Raw genomic sequence first — 14,705 nt, forward strand, 5'->3', positions numbered from 1 at the left:
TTGTTGTTCATTAGGAGGTAAATATTCAATAATTGTTCCCTGATCACCTTTTTAAAAAATAGTGTCGGGGACATCTCTACATAATTTGACTTGTTGAAAAAGTTGGACGGTTTGCATTATTCATACTCCTTAATTTTATCGTAGTAAAGAGTAACAAAATTAGCTTTTTGATTATTTTTATCGATCTGCCAAATACTAATTCACTTTTTCATGCGGTTCTATATAAACTCTATGTGATTATACATTTCTTCGGGTTCAAGAATTTCCCAGATTAAGAGTAGTCCTCGAATTATTTGACCAATAGATTTACTTTGTTGGGGACAGTAAGCAATTCCTGCATGAGTTATAGATGATTGATTGATTCTTAAAAAATCAGTATCTTGAGTGAAAATTACGCGACCATTGGATAAAGCAAATTGGAATTGTACTTCATCAGATACCCCCAATAAATTTTCTTCTGGAGTGGTAGTAACATCAAGGCCTCGCTGGCGCAATCCAAGAGCAATGCTATAGCTTACATTTTCATCAAGGTGAAATTTAATTTTATTGCCCATTCATTTTTTTAGTTTTTCTTGGACTAGAGAAGGTGTTTTAGCTTGCATTTCCTTGGCAAAGGTATCATCATCTGTGATTTGTTGTCTAATTTCTTCAAGGTGATCGTGATAGTAAGAAAGGGCCGCGTAAACATCAGCTAAAGTAATGCTGGGATAATGATAAACAATTTCATCGGGTGACATTCCCAGGCGTTCGTGCCAAATAACGACATCTTGGACTTTGATGCGATGACCTGCGATGCGCGGTTTACCGCCACAAGTTTCTGGGGTAATTTCAATGTGATTGATTAAAGTTGTTGTCATTGATAATAACGAATTTGTCCGATTATAGGGTCACAAGGAATCTGCGCCCAAATGTCATATATATTATATCACGTCAAGGTTTATAGAATAATTTTATTATGACAACTCTTATAAACTTGAAGCTAATTGAGGCGCGACAATAGTTTCGAGGGAAAAAGCATTCAGATCCGTTAAGCTTTTGGCGTGTTCCAAGGTGATTGCACAAATATTCCCCTGCTGATCAAGATCGACCAAGGTATTTTCATTGATTTCTTGAGTCTCGACAATGGGATTGTTATTGAACTCTAGGTATAGAGTGTCCGTATCTTGAAAGTAGGTGATTTTCATGGCTGACTTGGGTTATCAAGAGTTTCTAATCTTCTTCTAATAGTGATTCATTTGGTGGGTGATTGCGGTTTTGAGAATTGTCCATCATATTTGAAAGTTAAGCGACAGCAAAGCCTGTATAGGGTCTAATTTCAGGGGATTTAAAGGCTAAAATAATCTGGTTTTGAGGGATTCCCGCAGCTACTAATTCATCGGCAATACCATCCTCAGTTCCGTCGTGTTGAATCCAAATTTTTTGATCAATAATATCAATATGTAATAGGGTTCCGTAGATTCGATAACCATTTTGCCAACCTGTTTCAACCAATAAATAGCGATCGCGGGTTTGATCTAGGACTAATTCGATTTGGATTTGGTGATCGGTGTCGAGGAAGTCGGCATAATCTTGGAATGTTTTTTCAATAATTTGCCGATATTGGGCAATTAAGGAAGCCATCGTACAATTACCTCCTGGTTGGGATCAAAACTAAATAACTGAATAATACCATCTTCAATTAAGGTTTGACCTGCTTCTTCTTCAAATACTGTTTTGCAGGTGTTTTCGCTAACAGCCAAAAATAGTTTATATTCGGGATAATAACGCCTTAAAAGATGGGTATAAACGACAAATTGACCAACTGCCTCTTCAAGGTCTTTCATATCAGAGGGACGAGTAAAGCTCTTAATTTCAACGGCTATTTTTTCTGTTCCCTTTTCTGCGGCTAATAGTCTTTCTGCTCCCAAATCAACAAACAGGTTTTTACCTCTTGCTAAACGAATCCGTAGGGGGTCATGGGTAATTGTCCAGCCGTCTTTGATTAGGGCGTGTTTTACACAGTCATGGAAAATATCTTTGGCAGGCATTGTTTTTTATAGATAAAAACTGAAATTTTCTCAGGTTTACTTTAAGTTATTGTCTGAATCTCCTAAGTTTCCCTGAATTTGCCCTAACAGTTCCTCACAATCTTTAACCAAGGGAATCCCCAGTTCTTGGCATAATTCAAGCGCTTGTTGGCAGTAGTTGAGGGCAAGTTCAGGGCGATTGGTTTTGTGAGCGATTTCGGCGAGAAACACCAATTTGGATTTGAAGTAGCGCAATGTTTCTAAATTATTAGCGATAGACATCTCTTCGATGTTTACATTGCAAGATGAGTATTGCCTGTTTTGGGTCATCAATTTCATAGCGAACTCGATAGTCACCAACACGCAAACGGTATTCATAATCAGAATTTTTTAATTTAACTACACCAGAGGGACGCGGTTCTATTGATAAATCTTTGATTTTTTCAAGAATACGACTTTTGATGGGATTAGGTAAGTTATCAATCTGTTTTTGTACAGATTTAGAGATTTTAATACTATAATCCATTGTGATTTAATCCTTGCTCAAGTATTGTTCAAGGGTCACATAGTCGCCTGATTGATATTCATCCCGAACTTGTTGAAGTTCTGCTAAGGTTTCCTCGTCGTCTTGATAGGAAGTTTCTTCTGCTTGAAAAATTTGTTGTTCTAGTATTTCTAATAATTGTTGTTTTTGCGTTAAGTCAAGGGATTTAATCGCTTCAGTTAGAGATTCAAACGTAATTTTAAGATTGATGGTGGTACTCATGAAATTTCTCCTATTTGGATAAAAAGTTAAATTTTTAGAATTGCTTTAATTTTCATGGTTGGTATAGGTGATCAAGGATTTCTAATCTCCTTCTAATGTAACCTGAATTTGCCCTAACAATTCCTCACAATCTTTAACCAAGGGAATCCCCAGTTCTTGGCATAATTCAAGCGCTTCTTGGCAATGACTGAGGGCAAGTTCAGGGCGATTAGTTTGGTGGGCAATTTTCGCAAGGACTCTTAAACTATAGGCGATTAAATATTTATGATCAATAGCTTGAGAAATTACTAAGGATGCTTGAATTTTTCTTTCTGCTTCGCTGTAGTTTTCTAGTTTGAGCAATATACTCCCTATAGTATGTAGAGAAGATGCTACCCCTTGCTCATCGCCGATTTTTTCACTGATGTCGAGAGATTGCTGGTGATAGGCGATCGCTTTTTCATACTGTCCCAAGCAATTATAACAATTGCTTAGATTACCGAGAGAAATTGCCACCCCTTGCCGAAATCTGATTTTTTCACTGATGTCGTGATATTGCTGGTAGAGGTCGATCGCTTTTTCATACTGTACTAGGTCATAATAACAATTGCCTAAATTCCCGAGAGAAATTGCCACCCCTTTCCAATCGCTCATTGCTTCACTGATGTCGTGAAATTTCTGGTGATAGGAAATTGCTTTTTCATACTGCCCCAAGGACTTATAACAAATGCCTAAACCACATAGAGAAGTTGCCACCCCTTGCCAATCTTCTATTTTCTTACTGATGTCGAGACATTGCCGGTGATAGGCGATCGCTTTTTCGTACTGTCCCAAGGAACAATAACAACTTCCCAAATAACTTAACGAGTTACGATAACAAACTTGTTCCCGTTGACTCCCTGCAATAATTTGCTCATAAAGTTCTGCTTGCTTACGATAAAATCCTTGTAAATCTAAAAACCTATTAACCAATTTATCTTTCTCTTCTCCGCCTCTTTCCTCATTCAAAATATTGTATGCTAACTGCCATTCTCCCAATTCCCCTGCATGGTAAAACGCCTCTAAATATTCCTTCAAATCTTCCAAGGATTCCCAGGGAGGGACAGGTAAATGAGCTAAATAATAATCTAAGGCTAATTGATGGGCGGATCGCAATATTTCAGGATTTGCTTGATCTTGCACCACCATTGATATTAAAGGCAAAAACTGAAACTGTCGCTGTTTTACATTGTATTCGGGGGGAAATTCTTGTAATAAGGATAAACGAGCAAAATGTCGTAAATCTTGGTCAGTTATTTCTGGGGTTAATGCCTGCGCTAACCCTAAATCAAAACTCTTGCGCAATACAGATAACCGCGTTAAACTCTCCCTAAATTCTTTCGATAATCGCGCTAAACTGGCGGTAATCACTTCTCTGACACAGGTTTCCGTGTCGCGGTGATACCCTTCCACATCAAACAGATTTAAGCCCAAATTTTGCGACTCGGTGACAGAAACCCCTTCTCCAAATTCATCACTCATCCAACTACAAACCAGTTGCATTAAGAGAGGATGTCGTCCCATCTTGTGGACAAATTCGGCTAATTCTTGATTAGTTCCTGTCAAACCGTAATTGACCCTCACCAACTCGATTGCGTCCGCTGCTGCTAATCCCCCCAGGCGCAACCAATGACAACGCCGCGTTAAATTGGCTACAAAACTCGGCTGTTCCCGACTGGTAATCAGGATTTTACTCTGGTTTCCCGACCCCAACCAACGGCTCAAAAATTGCCTATAAACTGAATCTCCCGCCGTCTGAACTACTGTTTCTAAGTTGTCGAGAATCAACAGACAAGGTGAGGTAATCAGTCCCCGTATCATCTGCTGAATTAACGTCTCATCGTTCCATTTTTCATCGTAGGGTTGCTCCAAATTTTCTAATAACCAGCGGCCAAATTGCGCTACTGAATAACGCTCCCTAAAACTAACCCATAACACCCGCCAATGAGGGTTTAACTTCTCTTTGAACTTCACCGCTAAAGCCGATTTCCCATAGCCTCCTGCGGCGGTTATCCCGATTAAGCGTACTTTGTCATTGCTGAGGGCGGTTTGTAGTTCCTTGATTTCATCCTGTCGTCCCTGCCATTCATCTACTGGCGGAGGTGTGGTATTTAGGGTTGCTGATTGCGTTGGGGCTAACTTTGTCTGTTCCCTACCAGACGACTCCAGCTAATGCTCTTTGTTATTGTCACTGGGATAGTAATGGTTATGGTTTCCCCCCAAAAATTTAGCTTCAACATTTTTGTTGAATTGATAACCCTGGGATTGATCCTTGTTAATTTGAGTATTGCGAATCTGTTTTTCCGTTGCGGCTAACTTAGCGGCTAATTCCTGGTTACTGCTCATCAACGCCCGCATTTCCGTTAATAATTCTGTAACTTCCGAATCAGCTAATACAGGTTCCAAGTCAATGACGGCTTGCTCAACTTCAGGTGCTTTGCCTGCGGTTAATAACTTTAAGGTTGGCGAGGTAGGAAATTTGCGTTGCAGTGTCGCCAACAAGGAATCGTTAAGATTTTCCCCAGTCTTGCCTAAAAAACCTGTGGCAATAGCAGCACCAGCCAAGGGAGCAATATTCGTGGCCCAAGTTATCAAAGTCACTAAGAGTGGTTCCATCAACAAAAACCTCTTGATTTTTTTCTAATGATACAGTTTTTCCCAAAAAAGAATAACGTTTGCTTAAACCGCCGTATCAATGAATCGGTGATCGCATTTATTTGATTGTTCTCGATTCCAAAGGAATAACTAATTTTAATACGCCCATTGTTAGTTAAGCAAAACCCACAGGCTGAAACTGAACATCGTTGATGATTTTAACCGTTTCTCCTGATTGCTTCATCACAAATAAACCGCGCCGATAAGTATAACTATCTATGCCGTGGTCGATTTCAATCCCCGCTTTTTCTTTCAAACAGTTTGTAAATGGCACTGTTTGAAGCCTGTCACGTTCCGCTCTATTTAAAAGCAGAACAGATCCTGATCATGGATAATTATAGTTGTCTCCATTCTCGCCAATCCTACATTGACCCCAATCGCTCTCTTGAACGGGTAATGTTCGATGTTCCCTAACGGGAAATGGGGGTTAACTACCGGCTTTATTAGTAATGGCGGGAAGCGGATTTGAACCACTGACCTTCGGGTTATGAGCCCGACGAGCTACCAGACTGCTCTATCCCGCGTTGCTTTATCTAGTATAGAACTAAATCTCGGTAAATGCCAAGGAGTTTGTAATATTCCTTTACATTTACCGTCAGACCAGAGGTTAATACTTACGTTCCACGGGGGTGAAATCCTGAATCACCACGGGCATATAGTCGATATCGATGCCCGAGGGGGAATAATAGGCGAGGGTATGCTGAAGGAAATTTTGGTCATCCCGTTGGGGAAAATCTTCGCGGGAATGGGCCCCTCGGCTTTCTTGACGATTGAGGGCAGAGGTGAGGATAATTTCCCCCACCACCATGAGACTTTGTAATTCCCAGGCCTCGATTAGTTCCGTATTCCAGCAATCCCCCCTATCATCCAGGTAAATCTGCTCGTATTTGCGCTTTAATTCGCCGATTTGTTTAATTCCCTCGCGCATGGTCGCTTCCGTGCGAAAAACGCCGCAATGTTGGGTCATACAGTCTTGGAATTGCTGACGTAGTTGACCGATGCGAATCGTGCCTTTTTTGGTCAATAAAGCGGTGATTTCCTCTTTGGCATCCTGAAGGTAAATATCGGGATTAAAGACGGGAAAAGCGCGTTTTTCGACGTATTTAGCGATCGATTTGCCGGTTCTTCTCCCATAGACCACACATTCTAACAGGGAATTACTGCCCAAACGATTGGCCCCGTGAACAGAGACGCAGGAACATTCCCCGGCGGAGAAAAAGCCTTCGCTGAGGGTATCGGCACTTAAGCGAACGCGACCATCGGTATTAACGGGAATGCCGCCCATACAATAGTGAACTGTAGGACGTACAGGCATCGGTTCCTCTACCGCATCGACACCGACGAGACGGTGGGCCTCCTCCCAACAGAAGGGAATGCGACTCATAATTTTTTCCCGGCCTAAATGGCGTAAATCCAGATAGACAAAGGGACCCCCGGCGCTACCGTCCAGATTTACCCCCCGGCCGGCGCGAATTTCTAGGGTAATGGCCCGGGAAGTGATGTCCCGGGGTGCCAATTCCATGCGCGAGGGGGCGTAGTCTTCCATAAAACGACGACCTTCGCTATTGATTAAATAAGCACCTTCACCCCGGACCGCTTCCGAGATTAAAACACCGACGGGATAGAGTCCAGTGGGGTGAAATTGGACAAATTCCATGTCTTCTAGGGGAATACCCGCTTTTGCCGATAAAGCTAAACCGTCTCCCGTACAGGCGAAATCGTTGGAGGTGGTGTTATAAACGCGACCATAGCCCCCGGTCCCGAACATAATTGCTTTTGCCCGAAGGATTTCTAACTGTCCGGTGGCGATTTGGTACATTACTACCCCTTTAGCCGTACCTTCTTCGAGGATAAGGCGCAAAACATACCATTCATCGTAGATTTTTACCTGATTACGGCCTAAATTGCTGACTAATTCGTGCAGCATGGCGTGACCGGTTTTATCGGCGGCGTAACAGGCCCGGTTATGGCTGTGACCGCCAAAGGCTCTTTGGGCAATGCGTCCATCTTCGAGACGGGAGAATAACACGCCTAGATGTTCCAATTCGATGATAACTTCGGGGGCTTCTTGGGTGAGAATATCCACTGCATCCTGGTCAGCCAGAAAATCGGAACCTTTGACGGTATCGTAGGCGTGGGCCTTGGGATTATCTTTGGGGTCAACGTTTTGCAGGGCGGCGGCGATACCTCCCTGGGCGGCGACGGAGTGGGAACGAATCGGGTGGGTTTTGGCAACGACAGCAACATCGATAGTCGGGTTGAGGCGTTTGATTTCTAAGGCGGCGCGGCATCCTGCTAACCCACCGCCCACTATAACGACATCGTGTTCTTTCATGGCTGATTTTTCTAGGGGCTTCTGTTTCTATGGTGGGGTGAGAATTGCTCGCAAGTCAGTTTTGTAACCGAGACTTTATATTTCAGGAGATAGGAGACAGGAGACAGGAGACAGTAGCCGGTCGTCAGGAGACTATTTTTATTTATTCTTCCCAATTCATAATTCATAATTCATAATTCCCAAAAAAACAACCCGCGGCAGTTAACCGCGAGTTATTTTTGGCTAAAATCGGATAATTACTGAACGGTAATCGTTCCGACCATACCGGCGCCGCGATGGGGTTCGCAGTAGTAGGTGTAAGTACCCGGTTCGCTGAAAGTGCTTTCAAAGGACTCACCGGCGGAAAAAGCCAGACCTTTATGGGATAATTTGCTGGCTTGGGCTTCGGGAACCTTGGTGCTATCGAAAACTATGTTATGGGGAGAAAGTTTGTTATTGACCCATTTCACCGTATCTCCTGCTTTAATAGTGAGGGCGGGGGGATCAAATTGTAGTGTACCTGCATCACCGCCCATCTTAACCGTGAAGGTTTCCGCGGAAGCGGCGGCAGTGTTGAAGAAGAAGCTAGAGAGGACTAGCACCAGGGTAGCGACCAATAAACCTAATTTTTTCATGCTTGTTAATCCTTTACACGAGGGAAGATGACAAGTTTGACAGCCTGTCTTTTGACAAAAAAGTAAAAGTTTGCTTTTAACTGTCCCATTGATTCATTCTACACCAAGTTTGACAGCTTGTCTTTTGACAAGAAAACCGGTTTTTTCTGACCATGGTTGGGGAATTTCTTAAGAAATAGAGGAGAACCAATCGTGAAAAGACTATTAATTTCCCTGTGCTTGCTCTTGGCTGTGGTTACATTCGGTATGGCTCGTCCGGCTTTAGCTGATGGGGCTTCGATTTTCAGTGCTAACTGCGCTTCCTGCCACATGGGCGGTAAAAACGTGGTTAATGCCGCTAAAACCCTGAAAAAAGAAGATTTAGTTAAATACGGCAAAGATTCCGTTGAAGCTATCGTTACCCAAGTTACCAAAGGTATGGGGGCGATGCCCGCTTTCGGTGGTCGTCTCAGCGCTGAAGATATCGAAGCTGTAGCTAACTATGTCCTCGCTCAAGCGGAAAAAGGCTGGTAAAAGTTAGTTATCGGTGGCGAGTTATCCGTTGTCAGTCTGGTAAGAATTGTAGCGATCGAAATTCTTGGGTCATTTGCTGGCTTAAAATAGCTAATGGTTCATCTCGGGGCAAGGTTGTGAAATTGCGATCGTTTTTCTATATTTTAGGTGCGACGGTAATCATTCTCCTAGGAGTCGCTACAGCCAGTTTTGCTTGGATTCTCGCCGATAGTCCTCTGTCTTTGCTCAAAGGTGGGGTGCTGCGGGAACCGGCGGCGGCGATTTTTGTGCCGAAACAGGCCCCGGTTATGGTATCCTTGTTGGTCAATCCCGAACGTTTAGAGTCTTTTGGTCAATTAATCGCTACACCGGCTAATCGACGACGTTCCCACCAAGAAATTAAGGATTTAGAAAAAAGTCTGCTCGGTAAAACGGGATTAAATTATCAAAAGGAAATCAAACCTTGGTTAGGGGAAGAAATTACCCTCGCTGTTACTTCCCTAGATTTCGATCGCGATACCGATAATGGTATCCAACCGGGTTATCTTTTGGCAATTCAAAGTAAAGATGGTGAACGCGCTAAGGAATTTCTGCAAGCTTCCTACTCAAAACAGGCGGTTTCGGGCAAATTTGACCTTGTTTTTGAACTCTACAAGGGAGTTAACCTCATTTATCAACGTCCCTTGACCGCAGGAGATAATAATCGTTTTCTCGCTAGTGCCGTCGTCGGTGATACGGTGCTTTTTGCCAATAATATCAAGGTTTTGCGCGAGGCCCTTAATAACGTGCAAGTACCGGATTTAAACCTAAAAAATAGCCCTGATTACCGAGAAGCTCTCAAAAATATCACCGAACCGCGTATAGCTATAGTTTACGGCAATTTACCCCCGTTATCGGCTTGGATCGCTAATCAACCCGTCCCGGAGAGTCCCGAAGCAAAACAACGATTAGCCACGGCTTTTACCCTCAAATCCGGGGGAATAGTCGCTCAAACCGCCTTAATTGGAGTCTTAGGACAGGATGACCAAGCACCAATTTTATCTAGTCCCGTGGGAGCATTATCTTTTATCGGCGAAAATAGCCTTTTAGTCGCCGCTAGTCGCGATTTAAATCGTTTTTGGACTCAGGTGGAGGAGGGGTTAGAAGCAGATAGTCCCCTACAGGAATTAATAACACAGGTCTTAAACCGCTTCCAGTCGCCTTTAGGTTTAAATTTGCCTGAAGACGTTTTTAGCTGGGTTAGAGGCGAATATAGCCTCGCTCTCGTGCCTAGTTCAAAGGGGATGGAACCCGATAGTGTTTTTCTAGGGGAACGGGTGATGGGGGTAGAGGTGGACAGTGCGATCGAGCATTTGGATGAGTTGGCCCGCAGTCGCGGCTATAATGTGGTTAATCTGCCTTTACTCGATCGAACGGTGACAGCTTGGACAAAGTTAACCACGGCGGTCCCGGGAGGAAAAGCTCAACTAGAGACGCTCGTGACGGGAGTGCATACTAGGGTCGATAATTATGAAATTATCGCTAGTTCTGTGGAAGCGATGGGTTTAGCTTTATCTGCACAGAAAAACCCCATCTTAAGTAGTGGTAAGTTTCGACAGGCGATTACTGCTTTACCCGCAGAAAATGATGGTTATTTTTACGTCGATTGGCGACAATTGCAACCGGTAATCGAGGCAAAATTCCCGATCGTGCGGGTGTTAGAATTGTCGATTAAGCCTTTATTTAATAATCTACGTTCTCTTACTATTAGCAGCCAAGGTAGTGAAAATTCTGTGCGTCGGGGAACGATTTTCTTTAACTTGGGAGTGAAGTCTTAATCAGTTATCAGTTATCAGATAGAAGCTTGTAGGTTTGGTTGAGCGATTTAATAATTAGGAGAAAACTGCTTGATTCAATGGTTTGAGGTAAACCCAACATTCTTGACGACATTGGTGTGGTTGGGTTTCCCTCAAGCGTCGCTAATAACCGTTCCGGATCCGTTATCAAGTAGCCAGTGGTATTGATTCTGTGGAAGGACTCTCCTGGGGTAGTATAAATGTAGAGGGAGAAACATTACCTCTCCAGACGCGAATCGCTGAGGGTCATCAATTCCCAGATTAGATTCCAAGGTAGCAAGCCCTAGCTTGAAAAATTCGCTAAAATATATATAATTAACTTGATCAGATTATTTATAAAGTCTGTTTAACAGCTAAAGCTAATAAAGTTTATTTTGAAGCCGATGACCAAAGAGCTACTCATACAAATCAATCGAGAAGGAAACCTCGAACTTCCTCCTGAAGTTCAAACCCGCCTCAACCCAGGAGATAAATACATGATTTCCCTGACGGAAGACTCCATCATTCTCAAAAAAGTTCATCAAGATAAAGTCAATCTAGAGCAATTCTTTGAGCGACTAGAAGCAATGGAACCAGACCCCAATCAACCGACTCTAGCTGAGATTAGCCAGATGATTAAAGAAGCTCGCCAAATTAGACGCGCCAACTCATGAAAGTTGTTGTAGATGTCAATGTTTGGATTTCAGGATTGTTGTGGGGAGGAGTTCCGGGTAAAATCCTTAAATTAGCTAAAAATCAAAGAATTACAATCATTACTCCCCAAGAATTTCTTAGTCGCTACTTTAATGAGTAGAGAAGAGGAGTAAGGTAATTAATTGACGATTTACACCAAGAGAAAAGATAAGTTTGACCGACAATAATTGCTAGGATTACTGTAGGATTTAAAAAAAAGTGATCGCTCTTACTACTTTCTAATTACTTTAGATAGTAGTAGCCTAGTGCTTTTTAGACAAAAAAAGCCTATTCTGCATATTCCCAAAAAAGCAGCCTATGAATTAAGTAGGGGTTGCTGAATAAATCTAAAAACCTTGTTGGATAATATTTTTAGGCTTTTTTAGCCCAAAAACCTTTTTTAGCAGGATTTACACCGATATTCAGCCAACCCTAAGTAGAATTTAAAACCATCCCCACCGAGGAACTAGCCATGAAATCCTTTGCCCTTCTTACCACCGTCAGCCTAATCAGCCTTTCCACCCTCGCGACTGTTCGCCCCGTCATGGCGCTAGAGGGCCGACAACCAGCCGAAACCCGGATCGCTCAAGGGAACAATCAAGACGCGATCGGCCACTATAACCGGGGAGTTGGCTACATCCAACAGGAAAAATACGATCTCGCCCTCGCTGAATTTACCAAAGCGATCAACATTGATCCCCGATACGCCGAGGCTTACCTCAATCGCGGGTTTCTTTACGAACAACAGGAGAAACCCGACCTCGCCCTGTCCGATTACAATCAGGCGATCAACATTAATCCCCGATTGGCCGAAGCTTACAACAATCGCGGGTTTCTTTACGCCGAACAGGGGAAACCCGACCTCGCCCTGTCCGATTTCAATCAGGCGCTCAACATTAATCCCCGATTAGCTCTGGCTTACAGCAATCGCGGGCTTCTTTACGAACAACAGGAGAAACCCGACCTCGCCCTGTCCGATTTCAATCAGGCGCTCAACATTAATCCCCGATTGGCCGAAGCTTACAACGGTCGCGGGCTTCTTTACTACGAACAGGGGAAACCCGACCTCGCCCTGTCCGATTACAATCAGGCGATCAACATTAATCCTCGATTGGCCGAGGCTTACCTCAATCGGGGGGTTCTTTACAAAGAACAGGGGAAACCCGACCTCGCCCTGTCCGATTACAATCAGGCGCTCAACATTAATCCCCGAGACGCAATGGCTTACTACAATCGGGGGAATCTTTACAAAGAACAGGGGAAACCAGGCCTCGCCCTGTTCGATTACAATCAGGCGATCAATATTAATCCCCGATACGCGGAGGCTTACCTCAATCGGGGGAATCTTTACCAACAACAGGGGAAACCAGGCCTCGCCCTGTCCGATTACAATCAGGCGCTCAACATTAATCCCCGATACGCCAATGCTTACAACAATCGGGGGTTTCTTTACTACGGACAGGGAAAACCCGACCTCGCCCTGTCCGATTACAATCAGGCGCTCAACATTGATCCCCGATTGGCCGAGGCTTACCTCAATCGGGGGTTTCTTTACGACGAACAGGGAAAACCCGACCTCGCCCTGTCCGATTACAATCAGGCGCTCAACATTAATCCCCGAGACGCAATGGCTTACGCCAATCGGGGGGTTCTTTATTACTCTCGACAAGAAAGGGAAAAAGCGATCAGAGATTTCCGACAAGCCGCCGAACTGTTCCGCCAGCAAGGAAACGCGGCGTTATATGAAAAGGTTATGGAAATCCTACGGCTATTAGGCGCGGTCTAGTCCTTTTTCTTGGGTTGAGTCCGTCGGTGGGGTTGAGCGAATCAATGGGTTAAAGAAAACCTCTCAATTTTAGGGGAAAGGGAAACCCAACAGCCAACACCTCAATCCGTCGGAATCGGCGATCGCAAATTTTGTCGGCTGCATTAACGAAGTGTCAGGCGGCAATCTCGCTGCCAACCCTGATAATAAAGCTGATCGTGGCTTGAGAGCAATTCCGTTATAATAGGGGTCAACTTAATATCGTTAGCAACGCAGAATGAGGATTTCACCATGAGGATTCCATATACATATTGGAAAGAATCAGATGGGATGTTCTTGGGCTATTTGAATGAATTTCCCGATCATTGGACCCAAGGTGTTGACTTAGAAGAATTAATCGAAAACCTGATCGATCTCTACAGAACATTTACTACGGAAGAAATCCCCGGAATCAAGAGAGTTGCAGAGTTTGAATTCGCATGAAAAGACATGATTTAATTGCACAATTGGAGCAAGCTGGCTGCTACTTGATTAGACGTGGAGGAAAACATGATATTTACCATAATCCAACGTCAGTTCGGGATAAGGGAGGAAAGAAAAGGCGGGGGCTAGTAAGCTGAAAAATATATAAACTCAGCACCCCCAACCCATCTATGTCTAGTCTAGAAGCTCTTTTCTGTCATGTCGACGACTTCTGCCGTGTATTTGAACCTAAATTAGAACAGACAAGGCTTTCAGCCGATAATAAAGCTCGTAAACGTGGCAAAATCTTGACTTTAAGCGAAATTATGACCATCCTGATCGCTTTCCATCAAAACCACTACCGTAATTTTAAACATTTCTACCTCGATCATGTTTGTGTCTACTGGCGACAAGAGTTCCCTCAACTGCCTAGCTATCAACGTTTTATCGAATGGATACCCTCGACTCTCATCCCCTTATGCGTTTACTTGAAGCATTGTTTTGGTCGTTGCACGGGGATTAGCTTTGTCGATGCCACCAAAATTCAGGTCTGCCATAATCGCCGCATCAGTAGTCATCGGGTGTTTGACAATTTAGCCGCACGGGGAAAAACCTCTGTGGACTGGTTTTTTGGCTTTAAACTGCATTTAGTGGTGAACGAGGAAGGAGAATTGCTCAACGTTCACCTTACCCCCGGCAATGTGGACGACCGCAAACCCGTGAACAAATTGCTACAATCCTTGTTTGGCAAAGTTTTTGCTGACCGAGGTTATGTCTCTCAATCCCTGGGGGAGGAACTGCTCAAAGATTTTGGTATTGAGTTTTTTGCTAAACCCAAGCGGAACATGAAAAATCGCTTAATCCGCCTTTATGACAAGCTTTTATCCCGTAAGCGTTCTATTGTCGAGACTATTATTGACCAACTCAAGAACATCTCTCAGATTGAACATTCCCGCCACCGCAGCCCTGTTAATTTTTGCGTTAATCTTCTCTGTGGTTTGATTGCTTACTGTCACCAGCCGAAAAAACCCTCCTTGAAGATGGAATGGGCTTTACCCCCCGCTGCTTAACCCGAACTGGGGTTA

The 14,705-nt window shown here is 43.7% G+C and carries 20 protein-coding genes, 1 tRNA gene and 2 pseudogenes; 9 read left to right on the top strand and 14 right to left on the bottom strand.

Features of this window, described 5'->3' with window-relative positions; all coding sequences use genetic code 11:
- Positions 1-218: 218 nt before the first annotated feature.
- The 11 genes and pseudogenes from IM475_RS22185 to IM475_RS22235 form a co-directional block, all read right to left on the bottom strand.
- Complete coding sequence (locus IM475_RS22185; protein WP_287729156.1) at positions 219-554, bottom strand: DUF5615 family PIN-like protein; 336 nt, start codon at positions 552-554, stop codon at positions 219-221.
- Complete coding sequence (locus IM475_RS22190; RefSeq protein ID WP_002795644.1) at positions 555-857, bottom strand: DUF433 domain-containing protein; 303 nt, start codon at positions 855-857, stop codon at positions 555-557.
- A 108-nt stretch (positions 858-965) separates the two neighbouring features.
- Positions 966-1,184: a DUF2283 domain-containing protein gene (locus tag IM475_RS22195; protein ID WP_002734335.1), complete on the bottom strand. Its 219-nt coding sequence runs from the start codon at positions 1,182-1,184 to the stop codon at positions 966-968.
- A 97-nt stretch (positions 1,185-1,281) separates the two neighbouring features.
- Complete coding sequence (locus tag IM475_RS22200) at positions 1,282-1,620, bottom strand: XisI protein (RefSeq protein ID WP_002732833.1); 339 nt, start codon at positions 1,618-1,620, stop codon at positions 1,282-1,284.
- Positions 1,608-2,027 (bottom strand): XisH family protein, encoded by a 420-nt coding sequence (locus IM475_RS22205; RefSeq protein ID WP_287729157.1) that lies wholly within the window; start codon positions 2,025-2,027, stop codon positions 1,608-1,610. The genes IM475_RS22200 and IM475_RS22205 overlap by 13 nt, the downstream gene beginning before the upstream one ends.
- A gap of 36 nt (positions 2,028-2,063) precedes the next feature.
- A complete protein-coding gene (locus IM475_RS22210) occupies positions 2,064-2,288 on the bottom strand; it encodes a hypothetical protein (protein ID WP_287729158.1) in 225 nt (74 codons plus the stop codon).
- The gene (locus IM475_RS22215; RefSeq protein WP_149107933.1) at positions 2,275-2,532 is read right to left on the bottom strand and encodes a type II toxin-antitoxin system RelE family toxin; all 258 of its coding nucleotides are present in this window, start codon (positions 2,530-2,532) and stop codon (positions 2,275-2,277) included. The genes IM475_RS22210 and IM475_RS22215 overlap by 14 nt, the downstream gene beginning before the upstream one ends.
- 6 nt (positions 2,533-2,538) lie before the next feature.
- Positions 2,539-2,772 carry a hypothetical protein gene (locus IM475_RS22220; RefSeq protein WP_002800859.1) on the bottom strand — a complete coding sequence of 78 codons (234 nt, stop codon included), beginning with the start codon at positions 2,770-2,772 and terminating at the stop codon, positions 2,539-2,541.
- Positions 2,773-2,853: 81 nt separating this feature from the next.
- A pseudogene (locus IM475_RS22225) lies at positions 2,854-4,920 on the bottom strand (tetratricopeptide repeat protein); the annotation flags it as partial.
- 39 nt (positions 4,921-4,959) lie between these two features.
- A complete protein-coding gene (locus IM475_RS22230; RefSeq protein WP_185237948.1) occupies positions 4,960-5,406 on the bottom strand; it encodes a hypothetical protein in 447 nt (148 codons plus the stop codon).
- Between the two features lie 154 nt (positions 5,407-5,560).
- A pseudogene (locus IM475_RS22235) lies at positions 5,561-5,689 on the bottom strand (DUF3782 domain-containing protein); the annotation flags it as partial.
- Between the two features lie 23 nt (positions 5,690-5,712).
- Here IM475_RS22235 and IM475_RS22240 point away from each other — a divergent pair.
- Entirely contained in the window at positions 5,713-5,859 is a 147-nt protein-coding gene (locus tag IM475_RS22240; RefSeq protein WP_287729159.1) for a TauD/TfdA family dioxygenase, read from the top strand.
- A 36-nt stretch (positions 5,860-5,895) separates the two neighbouring features.
- Here IM475_RS22240 and IM475_RS22245 read toward each other — a convergent pair.
- The 3 genes from IM475_RS22245 to petE form a co-directional block, all read right to left on the bottom strand.
- A tRNA-Met gene (locus IM475_RS22245) sits at positions 5,896-5,969 on the bottom strand.
- A gap of 83 nt (positions 5,970-6,052) precedes the next feature.
- Positions 6,053-7,780, bottom strand: a complete 1,728-nt coding sequence (locus tag IM475_RS22250; RefSeq protein WP_149976363.1) for a succinate dehydrogenase/fumarate reductase flavoprotein subunit — start codon at positions 7,778-7,780, stop codon at positions 6,053-6,055.
- 236 nt (positions 7,781-8,016) lie between these two features.
- Positions 8,017-8,394 carry a plastocyanin gene (gene petE / locus IM475_RS22255; RefSeq protein WP_287729161.1) on the bottom strand — a complete coding sequence of 126 codons (378 nt, stop codon included), beginning with the start codon at positions 8,392-8,394 and terminating at the stop codon, positions 8,017-8,019.
- A gap of 192 nt (positions 8,395-8,586) precedes the next feature.
- Between petE and petJ the strand changes: the two genes are divergently transcribed.
- From petJ to IM475_RS22290, 8 genes are all read left to right on the top strand, one after another.
- Positions 8,587-8,907 carry a cytochrome c6 PetJ gene (gene petJ / locus IM475_RS22260; RefSeq protein WP_002732729.1) on the top strand — a complete coding sequence of 107 codons (321 nt, stop codon included), beginning with the start codon at positions 8,587-8,589 and terminating at the stop codon, positions 8,905-8,907.
- A 116-nt stretch (positions 8,908-9,023) separates the two neighbouring features.
- Positions 9,024-10,703, top strand: a complete 1,680-nt coding sequence (locus IM475_RS22265) for a DUF3352 domain-containing protein (RefSeq protein ID WP_106908806.1) — start codon at positions 9,024-9,026, stop codon at positions 10,701-10,703.
- A 401-nt stretch (positions 10,704-11,104) separates the two neighbouring features.
- A complete protein-coding gene (locus IM475_RS22270; RefSeq protein WP_002796343.1) occupies positions 11,105-11,374 on the top strand; it encodes a hypothetical protein in 270 nt (89 codons plus the stop codon).
- The gene (locus tag IM475_RS22275; RefSeq protein WP_002796344.1) at positions 11,371-11,514 is read left to right on the top strand and encodes a putative toxin-antitoxin system toxin component, PIN family; all 144 of its coding nucleotides are present in this window, start codon (positions 11,371-11,373) and stop codon (positions 11,512-11,514) included. The genes IM475_RS22270 and IM475_RS22275 overlap by 4 nt, the downstream gene beginning before the upstream one ends.
- Before the next feature lie 351 nt (positions 11,515-11,865).
- Entirely contained in the window at positions 11,866-13,179 is a 1,314-nt protein-coding gene (locus IM475_RS22280) for a tetratricopeptide repeat protein (RefSeq protein WP_287729162.1), read from the top strand.
- Between the two features lie 270 nt (positions 13,180-13,449).
- Positions 13,450-13,641, top strand: a complete 192-nt coding sequence (locus tag IM475_RS22285) for a type II toxin-antitoxin system HicB family antitoxin (RefSeq protein WP_002800870.1) — start codon at positions 13,450-13,452, stop codon at positions 13,639-13,641.
- On the top strand, positions 13,638-13,778 hold the full coding sequence (locus tag IM475_RS23235; protein WP_502865933.1) for a type II toxin-antitoxin system HicA family toxin: 141 nt from the start codon (positions 13,638-13,640) through the stop codon (positions 13,776-13,778). Before IM475_RS22285 ends, IM475_RS23235 begins: the two co-directional genes overlap by 4 nt.
- A 33-nt stretch (positions 13,779-13,811) precedes the next feature.
- On the top strand, positions 13,812-14,690 hold the full coding sequence (locus IM475_RS22290; protein WP_002804497.1) for an IS982 family transposase: 879 nt from the start codon (positions 13,812-13,814) through the stop codon (positions 14,688-14,690).
- Positions 14,691-14,705 lie beyond the last annotated feature (15 nt).

It is taken from the genome of Microcystis sp. M061S2, from assembly GCF_020245605.1.
Taxonomy (GTDB): Bacteria; Cyanobacteriota; Cyanobacteriia; order Cyanobacteriales; family Microcystaceae; genus Microcystis.

Coding starts and splice junctions, on each gene's coding strand:
- IM475_RS22185 (WP_287729156.1), bottom strand. CDS start 554: ATGGGCAATAAAATTAAATTTCACCTTGATGAAAATGTAAGCTATAGC.
- IM475_RS22190 (WP_002795644.1), bottom strand. CDS start 857: ATGACAACAACTTTAATCAATCACATTGAAATTACCCCAGAAACTTGT.
- IM475_RS22195 (WP_002734335.1), bottom strand. CDS start 1,184: ATGAAAATCACCTACTTTCAAGATACGGACACTCTATACCTAGAGTTC.
- IM475_RS22200 (WP_002732833.1), bottom strand. CDS start 1,620: ATGGCTTCCTTAATTGCCCAATATCGGCAAATTATTGAAAAAACATTC.
- IM475_RS22205 (WP_287729157.1), bottom strand. CDS start 2,027: ATGCCTGCCAAAGATATTTTCCATGACTGTGTAAAACACGCCCTAATC.
- IM475_RS22210 (WP_287729158.1), bottom strand. CDS start 2,288: ATGTCTATCGCTAATAATTTAGAAACATTGCGCTACTTCAAATCCAAA.
- IM475_RS22215 (WP_149107933.1), bottom strand. CDS start 2,532: ATGGATTATAGTATTAAAATCTCTAAATCTGTACAAAAACAGATTGAT.
- IM475_RS22220 (WP_002800859.1), bottom strand. CDS start 2,772: ATGAGTACCACCATCAATCTTAAAATTACGTTTGAATCTCTAACTGAA.
- IM475_RS22230 (WP_185237948.1), bottom strand. CDS start 5,406: ATGGAACCACTCTTAGTGACTTTGATAACTTGGGCCACGAATATTGCT.
- IM475_RS22240 (WP_287729159.1), top strand. CDS start 5,713: ATGGCACTGTTTGAAGCCTGTCACGTTCCGCTCTATTTAAAAGCAGAA.
- IM475_RS22250 (WP_149976363.1), bottom strand. CDS start 7,780: ATGAAAGAACACGATGTCGTTATAGTGGGCGGTGGGTTAGCAGGATGC.
- petE (WP_287729161.1), bottom strand. CDS start 8,394: ATGAAAAAATTAGGTTTATTGGTCGCTACCCTGGTGCTAGTCCTCTCT.
- IM475_RS22270 (WP_002796343.1), top strand. CDS start 11,105: ATGACCAAAGAGCTACTCATACAAATCAATCGAGAAGGAAACCTCGAA.
- IM475_RS22275 (WP_002796344.1), top strand. CDS start 11,371: ATGAAAGTTGTTGTAGATGTCAATGTTTGGATTTCAGGATTGTTGTGG.
- IM475_RS22280 (WP_287729162.1), top strand. CDS start 11,866: ATGAAATCCTTTGCCCTTCTTACCACCGTCAGCCTAATCAGCCTTTCC.
- IM475_RS22285 (WP_002800870.1), top strand. CDS start 13,450: ATGAGGATTCCATATACATATTGGAAAGAATCAGATGGGATGTTCTTG.
- IM475_RS23235 (WP_502865933.1), top strand. CDS start 13,638: ATGAAAAGACATGATTTAATTGCACAATTGGAGCAAGCTGGCTGCTAC.
- IM475_RS22290 (WP_002804497.1), top strand. CDS start 13,812: ATGTCTAGTCTAGAAGCTCTTTTCTGTCATGTCGACGACTTCTGCCGT.